Raw genomic sequence first — 16650 nt, 5'->3', positions numbered from 1 at the left:
TTTATCAAAAAACATCATGTATGATAGCTTTAATTCAAGATAGTTAAACAGGCAATGACGAGAGAAAGTACAATCATCAATTTTTCCACAGAGAGCTTCGGTAGCTGAAAAGAAGCAAAAATAATGATTCGAAAAATGGTCTCTGAGCCTCGTGCTGAACATATCCATGATATTAGTAGGTGACGACGAGAGTTGGTACTCGTTATCAAAACCACAGTATATGAGCCAAATTGGAGCTTTGTACTTGTAGAGGCTGTTTAGCGCGAGCAAACAGTAAATAAAGGTGGTACCACGAGACAAATACCTCGTCCTTATGATTCATAGATAAGGATGGGGTATTTTTTATTGTCCACTTTTTTTCATACAAATGTTCAAATGTTCCACGTGAAACACCACAACCATTTTTTCAAATGAAAGGGAGATTAACATGAGTGAACATGCATTGGTTTTACAATCAGATTTCGGTATTGATGATGGAGCGGTCAGCGCAATGTACGGCGTAGCCAATACAGTGAGCAGCGGCATCCGCATTTTTGATTTAACTCACAACATTCCCCAATACGACATTTGGGAAGCGTCTTATCGCTTGCTTCAGACGGTCACATATTGGCCGGAAGAAACGGTATTTGTCTCCGTTGTTGATCCAGGCGTTGGATCAGAGCGAAAGAGCCTCGTCGTCAAAACAACAAGCTCACACTACATCATCACACCTGATAATGGGACACTTACGCATGTCGCACAGGATATTGGCATCGTGGAGGCTCGGTATTTAGATGAAACCATCAACCGTTTGCCGAAGTCAGGAAAATCACATACATTCCATGGTAGAGACATTTACGCCTATACAGGCGCGAGAATTGCTTCAGGTGTGATTTCTTTTGAAGAGGTCGGACCAAAGGCGAATATAGAGGACATTATTCACCTTCCAGTCGTACAAGCTTATGCGGAAGAAGAAGTGATCACAGGGACGATTGATATTTTAGATGTGCGGTTTGGAAACCTATGGACAAACATTCATCATACGTTATTTGAACAGCTTTCAATCAATTATGGGGATGCAATAGAAGTTACCATTGCCAACGGGCCAAAAAATGTGTATAAAAATATCATGACCTATGGACGATCTTTTGCCGATTTAAAGGTAGGCGAACCACTCGTATATGTCAATTCACTCGATCATTTAGGCGTGGCGATCAATCAAGGGTCATTTGCAAAGGCTTATAACATCGGTACAGGCACAGGCTGGCGCCTTTCGATTCGCAAAGCTCCGCGCATTATATATGAATAAGAGGAGGAAACATCATGGCAGGTAAACAACTTTCAACGAAAACTGTCGTTGCCATCGGAATTGGCGCAGCCGTCTTTGTCATTTTAGGACGCTTCGTCTCCATTCCAACTGGAATTCCGAATACACAAATTGAAACATCGTACGCGTTCCTTGCGTTAATGGCCGTGCTATTTGGTCCTATTGCAGGCGCATTAATTGGATTTATTGGTCATCTCATTAAAGATGCCACCACATTTGGACCTTGGTGGAGCTGGATTATCGTTTCTGGTTTGGTAGGTTTGATGATTGGTTTTATTTCAAACCGTTTAAAAGTAGAAGAGGGCGACTTTGGCTGGAAAAAAATTGCGTTCTTCAATGTAGTACAAATAATTGTGCAGGCACTTGGTTGGTTTGTTATTGCACCAACTCTTGATGTAGCTATTTATGCTGAACCAGTTAATAAAGCATTCTTCCAAGGTTTTGTTGCAGGTCTATCTAACATCATCACAGTCGGTGTACTAGGCACCATCATCATTGCGGCTTATGCGAAAACAAGAAGCAAAAGCGGCAGTCTATCGAAAGAAACATCATGAAGCAAGGTGGAACACATAAATGAAGAAACCGATGATTCAATTCGAACATTTCGGATTCAAGTATCGCAGTCAGGCAGAACCAACATTGAAAGATATCAACCTGACCATCTATGAAGGAGAAAAAGTCCTCATCGCAGGCCCGTCTGGATCGGGAAAAAGCACACTAGCCCATTGTATCAATGGGCTAGTTCCTGCGTCTTATAAAGGTTCTATGGAAGGAAGTCTTCACATCGGCGGGAAAAATGCAAAGAAAGAGAACATTTTCTCCCTCTCACAGCTCGTCGGAACGGTGCTGCAAGATCCTGATGGACAATTTATCGGGCTGACCGTTGGAGAAGATATCGCGTTCACACTAGAAAATGATCAAGTCACACGCGTAGAAATGAAAACACGTGTCGAGAAAGCGGCAAAATTAACAGAGGTAGACGGCAAACTGTCATCATCCGTGCATGAGCTGTCAGGCGGTCAAAAACAACGTGTCGCCATCGCAGGCGTACTTGTCAACGATGTCGACATTTTGCTGTTTGATGAACCACTGGCAAGCCTTGATCCCGCAACAGGCAAAGAAGTGATCGACCTCATTGACCGTCTGCAAAAAGAAACGAAAAAAACGGTCGTGATGGTGGAACATCGATTGGAAGACGTCCTCTTCCGCCATGTCGACCGCATCATCGTTGTCAATGAAGGCACGATTGCAGCGGATATGACACCAGATGAATTGCTCGCCTCAAATGTATTAGAAGCGGCGTATTTACGTGAGCCTTTATATGTGAGAGCGATGAAATATGCAGGTATTCCGGTTGAAGCAGGAGATCAGATCGCTAATTTACAGCATCTCACCTTAAATGACGAGGCAAAAGAGAAAATCGAGCAATGGATGGAAGCATCTGAGCCATCAGTCGAGCAGAATGAAGCGCCGGATTTACTAGAAGTGCGTGAGCTGAGCTTTGATTATCCGACAAGACCAAACACGCTGAGCAACATCTCTTTTACCGTCAAAAAAGGAGAAATGATTAGCATCGCTGGTGCCAATGGCGCTGGCAAGACGACACTATCCAAGGTGCTCTGCGCATTTGAAAAGCCAACAAAAGGGACAATCTTTTTAAATGGCGATGACATCACAGGAGACACCATCAAACAGCGCTCCGAACGAATCGGTGTCGTCATGCAAAACCCAAATCAAATGATTTCGAAACAAATGATTTTTGATGAAGTCGCCCTCGGTCTCGTTTTAAGAGGCGTAAAGGAAGACGACATCAAGGATCGTGTAGAGCGGGTTTTAAAAGTATGCGGGCTGTATCCATTTCGAAATTGGCCGATCTCAGCACTCAGTTTTGGACAGAAAAAGCGCGTTACCATTGCATCCATTCTTGTGTTAGAGCCAGAAATCATCATCCTAGACGAGCCAACCGCCGGACAGGATTTTAGACATTACACAGAGATGATGACATTTTTAGAGCAATTAAATCAGCAGGGCGTCACGATCTTGATGATCACCCATGATATGCATTTGATGCTCGAATACACAACAAGAACCATTGTCATTTCAGATGGAGAAAAAATCGCAGATGATACACCAGCCAAAGTGCTGACAGATCAGTTGCTAGTCCAAAAGGCGAGCTTAAAGGAAACGTCGCTGTATGAACTGGCGCTGAAAGCTGATTGGCCGAATCCAAATGAACTCGTGGATCGCTTCATTGAGGTTGACAGAAAGGAACGAATGACATGGCTGTAGACATGCTGTCCTATATCGACCGCCCGTCGCCGATTCACCGGCTGACAGGCGCCACCAAACTCATTTGCTTTATCCTCTGGTCATCCGCAGCGATGCTCACATATGATACAGGCGTATTAGTGTTTATGCTAGTTGCCAGTATCGTGTTCTTTCAGCTATCAAACGTACGATTTCGTGATATCTCTTTCGTAGTGATTGTCTTGGCGATTTTTCTTGTCATCAATAACATCGCCATTTACATCTTTGCTCCCCAGCAAGGTGTCGCCATCTATGGAGCGAAGCACGAGCTGTTTCACATTGCAGGCTGGTACAACGTCACACTTGAACAGCTTTTCTATCAATTGAACATTACACTGAAATACGTGACCGTGATGCCAGCGGCGCTATTGTTTATTGTCACAACAAATCCAAGTGAATTCGCCTCATCGCTCAGCAGAATCGGGGTCAGCTACCGGATTTCGTATGCGGTAGCGATTGCTTTGCGCTATATTCCAGATATTCAGCGTGATTTTCGCACGATTGCCATTTCTCAGCAAGCAAGAGGCATTGATTTATCGAAGAATGAAAAACTGGGGAAACGGATTAAAAATGCGCTTTCGATTGTGATGCCATTGATTTTTTCTAGCCTAGAGCGGATTGAAACGATCAGCAATGCGATGGAACTGCGCGGGTTTGGAAAGCATAAAAAACGCACATGGTTTACGGCGAAAGACTTTCAAAAAGCAGATTATGCGGCGTTATTGTTTGTTGGCGTGGTGCTGATTGTGTCGCTAGTGATTACATTTGTTAGAGGAACGAGATTTTACAATCCGTTTTGATAGAAGGAAGCCTTCACAAGAGTGGAGGCTTTTTTATTTGGTTTGTGGATAAAAGGTGTGGAAAATGGTAAAAGACTATTAACATGTGAATAAATCGGTTATATTGAACAATGAGCGAAACACTTGTGCATAACCAAACAACATATTGGAGGAATTAGAAACTTATGAACAAATCACTTTATGCTTGTGCAGAACATATAGAAACCGTACTAGACATGTACATAGATGATCACGAAACACCGCCAGAATTCAGAAAAATCGAACATACACACAGCTTATCCACAACCTGTGAATTGTGCGATGAACCTGCAATATATATAGTGGGGAACGAATGATCGGACACAAAATACACAAATTTTATCCACAATTGTTGATAACTTATATGAATAACTTGTTCTTAAGGTGGGGATGACCTGTGAATATATCAATTATCACAGTAGGAAAATTAAAAGAGAAATATTTAAAGCAAGGCATAGCCGAATACACAAAACGATTACAAGCATACGCAAAAATCGAGATCATTGAGCTCGCAGACGAAAAAGCACCCGAGAATCTCAGCGAGCAAGACATGAAAATCATCAAAGACAAAGAAGGCGAACGCATCCTAAGCAAAATCAACCCAGACGCCCACGTCATCGCCCTCGCCATCGAAGGAAAAATGAAAACTTCCGAAGAATTAGCCGATACAATAGATAAGCTGGCAACATACGGAAAAAGTAAGGTGTGTTTTGTCATAGGTGGATCGCTTGGATTAAGCGACGCTGTCATGCAGCGGGCGAATGAGAAGTTGTCGTTTTCGAAGATGACGTTTCCGCATCAGTTGATGAGGTTGGTGTTGATGGAGCAGATTTATCGAGCGTTTCGGATTGTGCGGGGGGAGCCTTATCATAAGTGAATGAGGTTTTTGAAGAAATATATATAATCTGATGTAATAGAGTTCTTATTATAAGGGAGATGAATATGGAACATGATATTCGTTTGAAAATTATAGATTTGAATTTGGGTTTTAAAATACTAAAGAAACTTGAAGATAATTGGATTTATATAAAGATGGTATCACATACTTCTAAAAACTCGAGTAATTGTGCCTATTTTAAATTTAAGCTGAAGGATCTTATGCTCTTAGATGATGATATATTTCTATATGGGAATGAGGATGAGGATAGGCTGTATTTAAACAAAAGCGGAATTGTTCAAACTGAATGTTCCCCTGAAGAAGATGAAATTCTTTTTAAAATAGCCTCCTCCGATGGAATTATAGAGGTATTTATAAAAAAATATCTTCCTATCTTAAACGTTAGATTAGATGAATTAACTAATCCTAGTAAAAATATAATTATTACAGAAGGACAAACAGACTGGAGACATTTAAAATATGCTTTAAAAAAGTTAAATGGAGATGACATGTTTGAAAGCTTAGATATTGAATTTTTTGAACCTGATAAAAAAACTCAGATGGGTAACGATATATTAAAAAAAATTCGTGATTATCATGCTTTATTGGAGAATGAATATTGTAAAATATTTATTTTTGATAGAGATGCTGATGATATTAATAGTGAATTTGGAGATGCTGAAGTATTATATCATGGGAACAATGTGTATTCTATGTTGTTACCAGTACCAGAGCACCGTAAAGACACACCATATATTAGTATCGAACATTATTATTTCGATAAGGATTTATTTAGAGAAGATATTAATGGAAGAAGACTATATATGGTAAAAGAATTCGATAAAATTACAAAAAAACATCTACTAATTCCTAATTTATATGCACTTAAAATAAATAAAGAGTCTAGTGATATAGGTATTTTAGATTTTAAAATTATGAAGTATGAAGAACAAGAAGAGGACTTATCCAAAGTAGCTAAAGATGGACAAAATATTGCATTAAGTAAAAGCAATTTTATTAAACATATTGAAAATGAAGAATTTAAGGGAGTTAATGTAGCGGCATTTTCATCAGTCTTTACAATGATTGAAGATATATTACAAGATTATTTACAAAAAAAAGCTGGAGAAATAGAGATAAGTAAGGGTGTATATTTAAAAAAGTATCCTACAGGATTAAGTACATTATCTTTATTTGCAGAGGCTCCAAAAGAATTATTAACTCTTTATAAAGGTACAAATCTAGTAACCGTTGGACCTGTATTACTAGAAAATCATAATAAATTGATACTCGAAATTAAGGCTTTGATTAATGAAGAATGGCATCAGATTATACAATTTCCTTTAGATATTACTCCCTGCTTAGTGGATTTTATAATGAAGAAAAATAAGAATAGATATAATCGTATAGAGCTTCATTTGTTTAGCCCCGATAGAGCAATAAGTTCTTCAAGAGAAATCTTAAAAGATGACATCTCTGGAACTATTCTATTAAGAGCGCTAAATTTGTAAAAAAAATAGATAGGTAGTTTAGACCTAAAAAAGTAAAATGTTTTTTTGACTTTAAAAAAATGCTCAAGAGCCTTTTAAAAATGTATTAAAGGGCGAGAGTTTTATAATATAAAGTATTGAGCAGTGACTATCATTCGTGTTAGGAGCTGCCTTTAGATAAAACCTCACTTAGGTGCATTACGGAGAGCCTTATCATAAGTAAAATCAAATTGTTAGTATTAATATATATAGTATTTTATATTAAGAAAGGAGCGGAATTGTGAAGAAGGAGTACAAAAATATAACTATAATATCAGAAATAGAAACAAAAATTAATACTTTAAATAGAACTAGAAATAATAGAATAGAAATGAGTAAACGTTTAAAGAAGTATAGTGACAAATGGAAAATAATTTTTTTCTGGTTAAACATTGAAGCGGTAATATTTGTGTTATTGTCTCTTGGAGGAAAGGAAGTAGAACCTAGTTTATCAAATAGTGGTTTTAGCTTAATTGCTGGAGTTTTCTCGATTTACGTAATCCTATTACAATACTATGTAAATGAGTTGAATTATAATGAGAGGGCTTTAAAAACACACTATCATCAATTAGATATAGAAGACTTAATTTTAAAGTTAAAAAAGTTGTTTTTAGAAAAAAATAATAGTAATAGTGATGACAAGTCATTAATAGAGAGATTTGATGTTATTATGTTTGAGTATCAGTCAATACTTAAGAATAACGAAAATCATGATTCTGTTGATGATGCAAAACATAGATTTAATAAAATAATAGAAGATAAAGAATTTAAGAAAAAGAAAATAAAAGATTTTACAGTAGACAACATTTTATTACATGTTAATATGGTCATACTCTTATTTCCTATAGTTACTATTTATATTTATTTTCTAAAGTGAGTGATATGATGGAACTTATTGAGCTTACATATAAGTATATATTATCAATGTCCAAATCTAAAAAATATAACCCACAAACTATTGCTATTACCAATTACTTTGATAAACATAGTTTCTCGGCTATTAAAATTGAATTAGAAAGAGATGTTAAAGATTTTTGTGAAAATAATAACCCTTTTAAAGCAAGAGATTTTATTTATAAGAACGATTATTTTACACCTAGAAATATGTATTTGATAAGTCCAATATACTATGCATATTATACTTATATTGTTTTTAGAATAGCCAAATTGTTTTTAGATGAAGATACTAAATTAGATTTCTCAAAAGAACGAATGAAGATATTTTATTCAGGATTTTTAGACATAAGTTCTAATCATTCGGATGTCAAACAAAATGCTAGATTTAATAAAAGTTATAGCAGTTTTCAAAAAGAGAGAGAGAAATACTTTGATTTTCCCGTGTTAAAAATAGATTTACAGGATTTTTTTAACTCGATTAAATTAAAATCGTTGATAAATAAATTAAGAACTTTACTAGGAGAAAATAAAATTATTGATGATTTGAGTTATTTTCTTAATTTTTGTGGCTTTGATTGTTTACCACAATTTCATTATTCAATAGGTTCATCTATATTATCTCAAGTATATTTGCAAGAATTTGATTCAAAAATAGAGAAAATAGCTTCAAGAGAAAACATAAATCTAATTAGATTTGTTGATGATATGTATTTTATTTATTTAGATGGTGAGATGGACTATAAAAGAAATAATAACTTGCTTAATGAAATAAGCTATTTACTATGGAATGAAGAGTTAGTGTTAAATTCCTCGAAAACAAAATTCTTAAGTCCAGAAGAATATAAAAATACAGTTGAAGTAATTGGCCTTGACTATGGTGAAGAAATGGTATCCTTCACTAGTGAAAAAATTATAGATAAAAGAACTAAAGAAATAATTAATAATGGTAACTTAATTAAATTAGTTAATAAATTATGTAGATTAGAAGAAGAGAGCGGTATAGATTTGAAAAGGTACAAGAAAATATTAGATGAATACATATCAATTGAAGGCGAAGATAATAGAAAAATATTAAATAATATTATTTTCTCTGGTAAATGGAAAGTGTTAAGTGATAAAGAGTTAAAGAATTTAGTTGAAAACTGGAGATATATTCAATTCAATCCATCTCAATTTACCGTCTTATATGTATTAATTTGTCGGCATTTAGAAAGAAAAAATGTCATAAATGGATCGAAAATAAAGTTGATTTTAAACTATTTATTAAATAATAGTAACTTTACATTTCGTGATACATTAGTAGCGGTTGCATATTTATTTCAGAATAAAAATAAACATAGTGATTTATTAAATAAGATCGAAATAGTTAATGTGGATTTTGTTAAATTTGTTAAAAAATATGTATGAAGGAGTTAATTAGTAATGATTCTGGGAGTTATAAAAAAAAGTGAAGCTTTATTTAAGTAATTAATATTGAATTATTATTTCAGTATTTGACAACGAACATATATAAGGACATATTGCGTTCTTAAAGGAGACTTTCATGGGTTTCAAAGCTGATTTTAAACATGAAATACGTAACGTAATAAAAGATATAGAAAAAGAAATAAATAAAACATGGAAAATTGAATATAAAGGGCATTTTATAGAAATTATAAACCAAATAAAAGAAGAGCAACTAATCATTGATGGTGTGACAGTTGATAAAAAACAACGAAAAAGTTTATTGACTCATATGATCCCTTATTCAAAATTGTCAGGGATATTGGAGCTTCAAGATGGTACAAAACACAAAGTGTCCGTTAAACTTGGTGGGTATGTACGATTTCGTTGTATGGTGAAGGTAGATCATGAAACGGTTTTAGATGAATCAATGAAGATAGACTTTCTCCCATGGGATCATAAAGAGAAAATCGTTCCCTTTATTCAACAACAAATTCAATCACATCATAAAATAGTAGACGACCGTTTACCCGATGAAGATTATTTATTTGACGAAAATGAACCACGATTGGCTCCCGGTTTATCTGATTATTATGTAGATGAACGACCTGCCCCTTTTTATGTGAAGAAACTATTAAAGCTTTTTGAAAAACAACTGAATCATCCTACAAACGAAACTAGAAAAAAAACATATGAAAAAATCATTTCTAACAATATGGCGAGTCGCAACAGTGAGCTAATTGAACGATTTCAGCAAACACAATGGGATGAATCCCGTGTACAGCAAGAAGCGTTATGGCTTCTTGAACATGCAGCGCATCGGGAGGTTGTCAAATTTGCAGTCATGATACTTGGATGTACGAACTGCGAAAAATACAAAGAGCTTTTATTCACAATAGGTATGCATGAAGAATTTACTTCTTATGTCGTGTTTGCATTGAAGAATGGCGCAATTCAAGGAAACGAACATGTTTGGCGTCTTGCAAAGTCCGTTAATGGATGGGGGAAGATTTCGGCTGTTGAGCAATTGGAAGCATCGACGCCAGAAATAAAACGATGGCTCCTAACAAAGGGCTGCGCAAATACAATCATGAATGAATACTTAGCTTATACTTGTGCTCTTAATGGTGATCTGGAAACAGCTTTATCAGAAGCTGAAATTTCCAAAGAATTATACGATGGAGCGAGTCTCATCATTCAAGCATTATTAGAAGATGAGGTTTCTATCTACGGAATCGATGAGTATTCAAATGCAAGCTCAGTTCTCTGCCGATTTATTCACCATGCTCATAAGCACTGCCAAGCAATTGAGGACTTTTATCCAATATTGAAAATAAATGAGTTTTTAAATGATGATCAAGAGATTTGGGAAGACCGATTGAATGATTCATGGAAACAGGACGATTATAACGCTATCCAGGAAGCGGTTCAACCGTTTATCAATGACAGTAGATGGCCAAAGCTTGCAACCGATTCGTTACAACAGGGTTTTAGCTCCCAAGCACTTGAAATCGCTCTCTTTTATCGTTTAGATGTGATGGAGCATCTATTTGCTTTACTTGAGAAAGATCCGGCAAATAGTGAAATATACTTTGCTGTGATGGACACAAATCATCACCAGCATATTAGAGAGCTTTGCACATTTGCAGAAACACATTTATCGTTATCAAACCTCTCAGATGATGAAGTGGCTTGTCTACAATATATTGTGCAAGATTTATATGAACACGACGGTGTAGGATTACCATTGATTCAAGCTGCACTTAGATCAAATGATGGAAATTTACAGTATCATGCTTTAAGTGTATTAAAAGAATGGTCTCCTTCGTATTCTCAGCAAGCGGCCACAAGAGAATTGATTGAACATATTGCTGTGAAGACAAAGGATAAGGAAGATCGAAAGTTAGCCAAATACTTATTAAAGAAATAGGATTCGGTTTACCTTCGCACTACGAAAATAAAATCTGAATATTAGAAAGAAGGCACACCATGCACACGATCAAAAAAATAGGCCAAACCTTCTCCTATATCACACCAGTATCACTCACCGACCGCCCCATCCTAGGCATGGTCGTAGGCAATAACAAAACATTAATGATCGATGCCGGTAATTCAGAAGATCATGCGAACTATTTCATCCAAAAAACTTTAGAACACGAGAATGCCATGCCGGATATGGTTGTCCTCACGCATTGGCATTGGGATCATATTTTTGGTCTGCCGGCGTTGCCTCATGCGGTTTCAATTGCTTCTGCAAAAACCAGAAAAGAAATGGAGAAGCTTCTTCCGTTTTCTTGGTCAGATGAGGCGATTGATGAGCGGGTGAGGGAAGGAACGGAGATTGAGTTTTGTGCGAAGGCCATTAAGGAAGAATATCAGAATCATCGAGAGATTCAGGTCGTTTTACCGGATGTGACGTTTGATCGTCGGATGGAGATTGATCTTGGCGGGGTCACTTGTGTTGTGCAGCATGTTGGAGGCGATCATGCCGAAGATTCAGTGATCGTGTATGTGAAAGAGGAAAAAATCCTGTTTCTTGCTGATTGTATTTATCCGAAAATGTATGCCGAAAAAGTACATTATACGGTAAAAGAAATTTTGCGTCTTTTAGATGAGTTAGATGCTTTTGATGCGGAGACGTATATTCCATCGCACCAAAGACCGTGGACAAAAGAAGAGTTTCGTCAGGAAAGAGATAAGCTTCGAACGATTGCGAAATACACTGGTCTTTATGGTGGAGATCAGGAGAGAATCAAGAGTGAATATCAAACACATGTGAACAGAGAACTGAAAGAAGATGAACTAGAAACCATTGCTTACTTTGTAAATGGTTATTAAATAATTATGGTGATTAACAGAAAAAGTCTCATTTGAGTGATTTCCCTCAAACGAGACTTTTTTATTTCTATGGTAAACCGACAACATCTTCTGCATCACGAACTGTGACAGACATCTGTTTTGCATTCATAATAATGACACAATCCCAAGTGGGTTTTATTTGCAGTTCATCATTCTCATCAATACGAATAATTCCTTTAAATTCAACAGTCTGTTCTAGAAAGACCATTTTCTTTTCTGTATCATCTTTGACTGCTGTTAAATGGTCAGGATAGTGAATCGTCCAATCATAAAAAGCGGTTTTCTTCATAGTTCCTCCTATTTTCATTCGTACACATCTCCGAATACTTCTTTTGTTTGCCGGATTGTCAGTGATTTATTGGTTGGATCAATTGAAATGACACAATCCCAAGTAGGTTTGATTTGTAGCTCGTTGTTGTCATCCATCCAGATGATGCTATTTAGTTCAATGGATGGCTCTAAAATGACCATTTTCTTTTCATAATGATCTGTAATCGCTGTTAAGTCTGCTTGTAAATGGATGGTCCAGTCAAAAAAAGTGATCTTTTTCATTGTTTCTCCTTTCATCATCGCTTATATTTCCATTATAACCTGAGTGTTTTCTGACACCATTTTTTATCAATTCTTCTATTAATCGAGAGGTTACTTACAGATGGACAAAATAACTGACCCATACGACACCTTCAAAACCAAAATATCGAAATATCCAATTGAACAAAATCATTGGCAAGCCTTCAAAGATGGAACAGCGATTAAACAATTAAAAGCGGGTACATGCCTGATCAAGGCTGGCGATCCAGTGAAGCATGCTTATTTCTGCATAACGGGGCTCTTCCGTCTGTTCTATTTGTTACCGGATGGAAGGGAGTATAATGTGGCTTTTACGTTGGAAGATGATTTTGCTACTTCTTATGCAAGTATGATCAACGGGCAGCCTTCTCCTTATTCGATTGAAGCGATGGAGGATTCTATCGTGATTGAAATTCCGTATGATCTGCTTCAAATGTTGATGGACAGAAGTCATATGTGGGAGCGGTTTGTTCGGGTGAGTGTTGAAAGGCTGTATACGAGAAAGGAAGAGCGTGAGAGGGAACTGCTATATTTGCCAGCAATTGAGCGATATCAGGCGTTTTTATTGAAATATCCCGGGTTACATCAACGTATCGCTCAATATCATATTGCCTCATATATCGGTATTTCTCCGGTTTCGCTGAGCAGGCTGCTACATCCTGCTGAACATTAACCTATGTTAATGCACATTCTCTAGATCTGGCGTACAATCATCACATCATAGAAGAATCGAGGGGCATGATGATGAAATATATGATGGTTGTTTTATTAGAGTTCTATCCATCTTGGCTTGCTTTACCACGAGAGGAGCGGAGAACCCATGCGGCTTCGCTGCAAGAGTTGATGCAAAAATATGAGGAACATGTGACGGTGCGCTTTTTTGATGCTGAAGCTCTTCCAGGTAAGGATTACACAGATTTTGTGATGTGTGAAACAGATGACCTGAAGTTCTATCATTTTATGTGGGAAGAGATTAGAGATTCTATTCCTTACACAAGTGGTTATGTCAAAATTAAAGAGGTCATCATGGGAATGGAAGATGCTTTTCAAACATATGAAAAAGAATCTCTGAAAATGGATCAGTAATCGAAAACCACCTGCTATCAGGTGGTTTTTTGCACATTCTATTTTTTGGTATAATCAGGGGTAAGGGAAGAACGGATAAATTTTTGAACTGAATCGGAGGTACTTATGAAGCAGCTGTATATGAAGCAAAAAGTATTTAGTCTGAGCGGCCGGTTTACGGTAAAGGACCAACAGGAAAATGATGTATATGTGGTCGAAGGCAGCTTTATGAAGGTGCCAAAGACGTTCACCATTTTGAATACAGAACGAGACGTCATCGCTGTAATTACGAAGAAAATGTTTAGCTTTTTACCAAAGTTTTTAGTAGAAGTCGGTGGGCAAGAGGTATTGACGATCAAAAAAGAGTTTACGTTCTTCAAAGCAAAATATTCAATTGATGCTGCTGGTATCGAAGTACAAGGGAACTGGTGGGATATGAATTTCCAAGTGCTGCAAAGCGGCGAAGTGATCGGCCAGGTAAAGAAGGAATGGTTTACTTGGGGGGATAGCTACAAGGTGGATATTTTGAAAGAAGAGATGGAGCCTGTGATGATTGCATTGGTTGTTGCGATTGATTGTGTGAAAGCGGATGAAGCGGCGTCTAGGTCTTCGTCGACGACAATGAATAATTAATTGGAGGGTTTAAAGTTGGACAATCTCACCCGCATTTTAAGATTAAGAGATGCAGAGATATGGGCGTATGAATTTCTCGATAATAAAGACATCATCGTTTATTTCTCGATTACAGATTTAAATAGAAAAGCAACGATTCATGATAACCCTCTGGCCACTCAAGAAGAACTGGATGAAAGAGATAATTACATATCAATGGATGTGCACAGCCATCTAGATCTCAAGAAAACGCTAGAAGAAGATATATTTGATGACTTTATCACCAATATCTCAGCTTTAGTAGAGCATATGCATGATTTTCACAATGCGCATGTTTTTATTCATATGCATGTTCATGACAAAATCGATTTAACAGATTTTCAGTTAGAAGAAGATGAAGAGATGCATGGCGATGAAAAAGAACAACTCTATACATTTAAACGTTTATGGATTCAGCAGGCATGTTTTCAATTGGTCGAACAACAATTAAATCGAAAAATAACAGACATGTCTAACAGTAGGTTTTGCCAAGATCTAAAGTGAGGTGAGCAAACGAATGACATTCCCATACAAAGTATTTCAAACAGTCGTCGAATGCGGCAGTTTCACAAAAGCTGGTGAGAAGCTTGGGCTGACGCAGTCTGGGGTGAGTCATAATATGGCGAAGCTTGAGTCAGAGCTTGGGATTGTGCTGCTTCATCGGAATCGAAACGGGCTGTCGCTGACAGATGCAGGTGAGCGAGTGCTGCCCCATATTCGCCAAATCATTCATCATGCGTCATTGCTTGAGCAGGAGGCGGCGTTGATTCAAGGGATGGAATTGGGGAGTATTAAAATCGGCACGTTTTCTAGTTTTTCTTCAAAAATGCTTCCGCAGCTCATTCATCGTTTTACAAAAAGTTATCCCAATATCCAATTGGAGTTATACGAAGGCGGCTATGAAGAGATTGAAGAGTGGATCGCATCTGGCACAGTTGATCTTGGGTTTTTAACACAGCCATCTAGAGATTTGGAAACTGTTCCACTGTTTCAAGATGAATTGGTGGTGATCATGCAAGAGAGTCATCGTTTCCATACAAAGAAGGTGATGGAAGTGGCTTCGTTCCAAGATGAACCATTTATTATGCCAAAAGCGGGCTGTGATCAACTCATTAAGAAATTATTAAAAGAAAGAGGCGTAAAACCCCATGTTTTATTTGAGATTGGGGACAACAATACGCTCATCTCTATGGTTCAGGAAGGCCTTGGGCTTACGATCATTCCGAAGTTGATGTTGCCGCCTCAGGTGCCTCATTTGAACGTGATTCCACTTGAGACCCGTGTTTATCGCGAAATCAATATGGCGTTTAAATCTTTTAACACAGCCTCTCCCTCTACTAAAAGATGGATTGAAGCGGTCAAAGATCATTTTAAATAGATTCAGCTTGAACGAGAGTCTCTATTCAAGCTGATCAATTTATAGCGTGACCACCCCACGAATGGTAATAACCGCTGCTCCTGCTACTTTAATGACCGGCTTTGCTTCATTCGGAATGACCGTGATACGAAGCAATCCTGGTCTGCCGATTGCATCACCTTGAGCAATACGCAGATGAGTGGTTTCTTGCTGAGAAATGATCCCTTCCAAACAATGCCCCGTTTGCTGCTCCCGTTACAGGATCTTCGGGTATGCCAATGCCAGGTGCAAAATCCCTTGTATAAAGATCACAGTCTTTTGTGGATTGAAACGTATAAAGATGAGTCGTTGTGATACCCTGCGCTTTATTCATTTTCCCTAAAGCTGCTAAGTTTGGTGCTGCTTGATCAATGTCATTCTGGTGTTTCAGCGGAACAAGGAGATGCCAGTTTCCGGTGTTTGCTAATTTTATAGGATAGGATGGATCAATCCTGTCACTGCTTATACCGAGAATATCACTAAGCTCTTCTACATCGATGATAAAATCTCGCGTCTTTGGCGTGACCTGTGTCATCTCCACATCCACAACTTTGCCATTCTCTTCGTGCCATACAACGGGAACATGGCCGATCTTTGTTTCTAACACAACCCCTGATTTTTCTTTAGCCATCCCTAGCTCCGTCGCTAAAAGCCAAGTCAACCCAACCGTCGCATGCCCGCAGAAATTGACCTCTTCCGTTGGAGTGAAATATTTCACTCGATAATCGGCTTTCTCATCATGTGCCGGCAGTAAGAAAACGGACTCGGGTAAGTTCAACTCCTTGGCGATATTCTGCATCTCATCCTCCGTTAACCATTCCCCATCCAACACCACCCCAGCGGCATTACCTCCAAATTTCTCAGTTGTAAACGCATCAACATGATACACTCTAATATCTTTCATCTGACGAATCCTCCTAACCATGTTGTTA

Annotated in this window: 18 protein-coding genes, 1 pseudogene and 1 other annotated feature; of the genes and pseudogenes, 16 read left to right on the top strand and 3 right to left on the bottom strand. The window is 37.5% G+C overall.

Going from position 1 to position 16650, the window contains the following annotated elements:
* The first annotated feature begins 45 nt into the window (after positions 1 to 45).
* Positions 46 to 316 (top strand) — a binding site (T-box leader).
* A 111-nt stretch (positions 317 to 427) separates the two neighbouring features.
* The 11 genes from ACNO7B_RS18610 to ACNO7B_RS18560 all read left to right on the top strand — a co-directional run bounded on the left by ACNO7B_RS18610 (position 428) and on the right by ACNO7B_RS18560 (position 12015).
* Positions 428 to 1288, top strand: coding sequence for an SAM hydrolase/SAM-dependent halogenase family protein (locus ACNO7B_RS18610; protein ID WP_007497378.1), 861 nt, complete (start codon positions 428 to 430; stop codon positions 1286 to 1288).
* A gap of 14 nt (positions 1289 to 1302) precedes the next feature.
* Positions 1303 to 1860 (top strand): ECF-type riboflavin transporter substrate-binding protein, encoded by a 558-nt coding sequence (locus ACNO7B_RS18605; RefSeq protein ID WP_417901824.1) that lies wholly within the window; start codon positions 1303 to 1305, stop codon positions 1858 to 1860.
* A 19-nt stretch (positions 1861 to 1879) separates the two neighbouring features.
* Entirely contained in the window at positions 1880 to 3595 is a 1716-nt protein-coding gene (locus ACNO7B_RS18600) for an ABC transporter ATP-binding protein (protein WP_417901823.1), read from the top strand.
* Complete coding sequence (locus tag ACNO7B_RS18595; RefSeq protein ID WP_007497370.1) at positions 3586 to 4413, top strand: energy-coupling factor transporter transmembrane component T family protein; 828 nt, start codon at positions 3586 to 3588, stop codon at positions 4411 to 4413. Before ACNO7B_RS18600 ends, ACNO7B_RS18595 begins: the two co-directional genes overlap by 10 nt.
* Positions 4414 to 4577: 164 nt before the next feature.
* Positions 4578 to 4748: a CxxH/CxxC protein gene (locus ACNO7B_RS18590; RefSeq protein WP_008360116.1), complete on the top strand. Its 171-nt coding sequence runs from the start codon at positions 4578 to 4580 to the stop codon at positions 4746 to 4748.
* An 80-nt stretch (positions 4749 to 4828) separates the two neighbouring features.
* Complete coding sequence (rlmH, locus tag ACNO7B_RS18585; protein WP_417901822.1) at positions 4829 to 5308, top strand: 23S rRNA (pseudouridine(1915)-N(3))-methyltransferase RlmH; 480 nt, start codon at positions 4829 to 4831, stop codon at positions 5306 to 5308.
* Positions 5309 to 5373: 65 nt separating this feature from the next.
* A complete protein-coding gene (locus ACNO7B_RS18580; RefSeq protein WP_417901821.1) occupies positions 5374 to 6819 on the top strand; it encodes a hypothetical protein in 1446 nt (481 codons plus the stop codon).
* A gap of 259 nt (positions 6820 to 7078) precedes the next feature.
* Positions 7079 to 7714, top strand: a complete 636-nt coding sequence (locus tag ACNO7B_RS18575; protein ID WP_144626519.1) for an SLATT domain-containing protein — start codon at positions 7079 to 7081, stop codon at positions 7712 to 7714.
* A gap of 8 nt (positions 7715 to 7722) precedes the next feature.
* Positions 7723 to 9141 (top strand): RNA-directed DNA polymerase, encoded by a 1419-nt coding sequence (locus tag ACNO7B_RS18570; RefSeq protein WP_417901820.1) that lies wholly within the window; start codon positions 7723 to 7725, stop codon positions 9139 to 9141.
* 136 nt (positions 9142 to 9277) lie between these two features.
* A complete protein-coding gene (locus tag ACNO7B_RS18565) occupies positions 9278 to 11107 on the top strand; it encodes a hypothetical protein (protein WP_417901819.1) in 1830 nt (609 codons plus the stop codon).
* Between the two features lie 59 nt (positions 11108 to 11166).
* Entirely contained in the window at positions 11167 to 12015 is an 849-nt protein-coding gene (locus ACNO7B_RS18560; RefSeq protein ID WP_410684112.1) for an MBL fold metallo-hydrolase, read from the top strand.
* 67 nt (positions 12016 to 12082) lie between these two features.
* Here ACNO7B_RS18560 and ACNO7B_RS18555 read toward each other — a convergent pair whose 3' ends face one another.
* Both ACNO7B_RS18555 and ACNO7B_RS18550 read right to left on the bottom strand, forming a co-directional pair.
* Positions 12083 to 12325, bottom strand: coding sequence for a hypothetical protein (locus ACNO7B_RS18555; protein WP_417901818.1), 243 nt, complete (start codon positions 12323 to 12325; stop codon positions 12083 to 12085).
* A gap of 14 nt (positions 12326 to 12339) precedes the next feature.
* Positions 12340 to 12588: a hypothetical protein gene (locus ACNO7B_RS18550; RefSeq protein ID WP_024718483.1), complete on the bottom strand. Its 249-nt coding sequence runs from the start codon at positions 12586 to 12588 to the stop codon at positions 12340 to 12342.
* A gap of 100 nt (positions 12589 to 12688) precedes the next feature.
* On the opposite strand from ACNO7B_RS18550, the gene ACNO7B_RS18545 reads away from it, so the two are divergent.
* From ACNO7B_RS18545 to ACNO7B_RS18525, 5 genes are all read left to right on the top strand, one after another.
* On the top strand, positions 12689 to 13279 hold the full coding sequence (locus ACNO7B_RS18545; protein WP_236797794.1) for a Crp/Fnr family transcriptional regulator: 591 nt from the start codon (positions 12689 to 12691) through the stop codon (positions 13277 to 13279).
* A gap of 71 nt (positions 13280 to 13350) precedes the next feature.
* On the top strand, positions 13351 to 13692 hold the full coding sequence (locus ACNO7B_RS18540) for a darcynin family protein (RefSeq protein WP_008347446.1): 342 nt from the start codon (positions 13351 to 13353) through the stop codon (positions 13690 to 13692).
* A 105-nt stretch (positions 13693 to 13797) separates the two neighbouring features.
* Positions 13798 to 14304: an LURP-one-related/scramblase family protein gene (locus tag ACNO7B_RS18535; protein ID WP_048002606.1), complete on the top strand. Its 507-nt coding sequence runs from the start codon at positions 13798 to 13800 to the stop codon at positions 14302 to 14304.
* 15 nt (positions 14305 to 14319) lie between these two features.
* Entirely contained in the window at positions 14320 to 14826 is a 507-nt protein-coding gene (locus ACNO7B_RS18530; RefSeq protein ID WP_410684122.1) for a hypothetical protein, read from the top strand.
* A 13-nt stretch (positions 14827 to 14839) separates the two neighbouring features.
* Positions 14840 to 15700: a LysR family transcriptional regulator gene (locus ACNO7B_RS18525; RefSeq protein ID WP_410684123.1), complete on the top strand. Its 861-nt coding sequence runs from the start codon at positions 14840 to 14842 to the stop codon at positions 15698 to 15700.
* Positions 15701 to 15739: 39 nt separating this feature from the next.
* On the opposite strand, the pseudogene ACNO7B_RS18520 reads toward ACNO7B_RS18525, so the two are convergent.
* Positions 15740 to 16622: pseudogene (locus ACNO7B_RS18520) on the bottom strand (PhzF family phenazine biosynthesis protein).
* Between the last annotated feature and the right edge of the window lie 28 nt (positions 16623 to 16650).

It is taken from the genome of Bacillus sp. AK25, from assembly GCF_048270685.1.
Classification (GTDB): Bacteria; Bacillota; Bacilli; order Bacillales; family Bacillaceae; genus Bacillus; species Bacillus altitudinis.
Note: the sequence above shows the minus strand (reverse complement) of the source record. Positions and strands in the feature narration are given on the sequence as shown.

Bases quoted from the DNA above. Each gene is read 5' to 3' on its own strand.
- ACNO7B_RS18610 (WP_007497378.1), top strand. From the start codon at position 428: ATGAGTGAACATGCATTGGTTTTACAATCAGATTTCGGTATTGATGAT.
- ACNO7B_RS18605 (WP_417901824.1), top strand. From the start codon at position 1,303: ATGGCAGGTAAACAACTTTCAACGAAAACTGTCGTTGCCATCGGAATT.
- ACNO7B_RS18600 (WP_417901823.1), top strand. From the start codon at position 1,880: ATGAAGAAACCGATGATTCAATTCGAACATTTCGGATTCAAGTATCGC.
- ACNO7B_RS18595 (WP_007497370.1), top strand. From the start codon at position 3,586: ATGGCTGTAGACATGCTGTCCTATATCGACCGCCCGTCGCCGATTCAC.
- ACNO7B_RS18590 (WP_008360116.1), top strand. From the start codon at position 4,578: ATGAACAAATCACTTTATGCTTGTGCAGAACATATAGAAACCGTACTA.
- ACNO7B_RS18580 (WP_417901821.1), top strand. From the start codon at position 5,374: ATGGAACATGATATTCGTTTGAAAATTATAGATTTGAATTTGGGTTTT.
- ACNO7B_RS18570 (WP_417901820.1), top strand. From the start codon at position 7,723: ATGGAACTTATTGAGCTTACATATAAGTATATATTATCAATGTCCAAA.
- ACNO7B_RS18565 (WP_417901819.1), top strand. From the start codon at position 9,278: ATGGGTTTCAAAGCTGATTTTAAACATGAAATACGTAACGTAATAAAA.
- ACNO7B_RS18560 (WP_410684112.1), top strand. From the start codon at position 11,167: ATGCACACGATCAAAAAAATAGGCCAAACCTTCTCCTATATCACACCA.
- ACNO7B_RS18555 (WP_417901818.1), bottom strand. From the start codon at position 12,325: ATGAAGAAAACCGCTTTTTATGATTGGACGATTCACTATCCTGACCAT.
- ACNO7B_RS18550 (WP_024718483.1), bottom strand. From the start codon at position 12,588: ATGAAAAAGATCACTTTTTTTGACTGGACCATCCATTTACAAGCAGAC.
- ACNO7B_RS18545 (WP_236797794.1), top strand. From the start codon at position 12,689: ATGGACAAAATAACTGACCCATACGACACCTTCAAAACCAAAATATCG.
- ACNO7B_RS18540 (WP_008347446.1), top strand. From the start codon at position 13,351: ATGAAATATATGATGGTTGTTTTATTAGAGTTCTATCCATCTTGGCTT.
- ACNO7B_RS18535 (WP_048002606.1), top strand. From the start codon at position 13,798: ATGAAGCAGCTGTATATGAAGCAAAAAGTATTTAGTCTGAGCGGCCGG.
- ACNO7B_RS18525 (WP_410684123.1), top strand. From the start codon at position 14,840: ATGACATTCCCATACAAAGTATTTCAAACAGTCGTCGAATGCGGCAGT.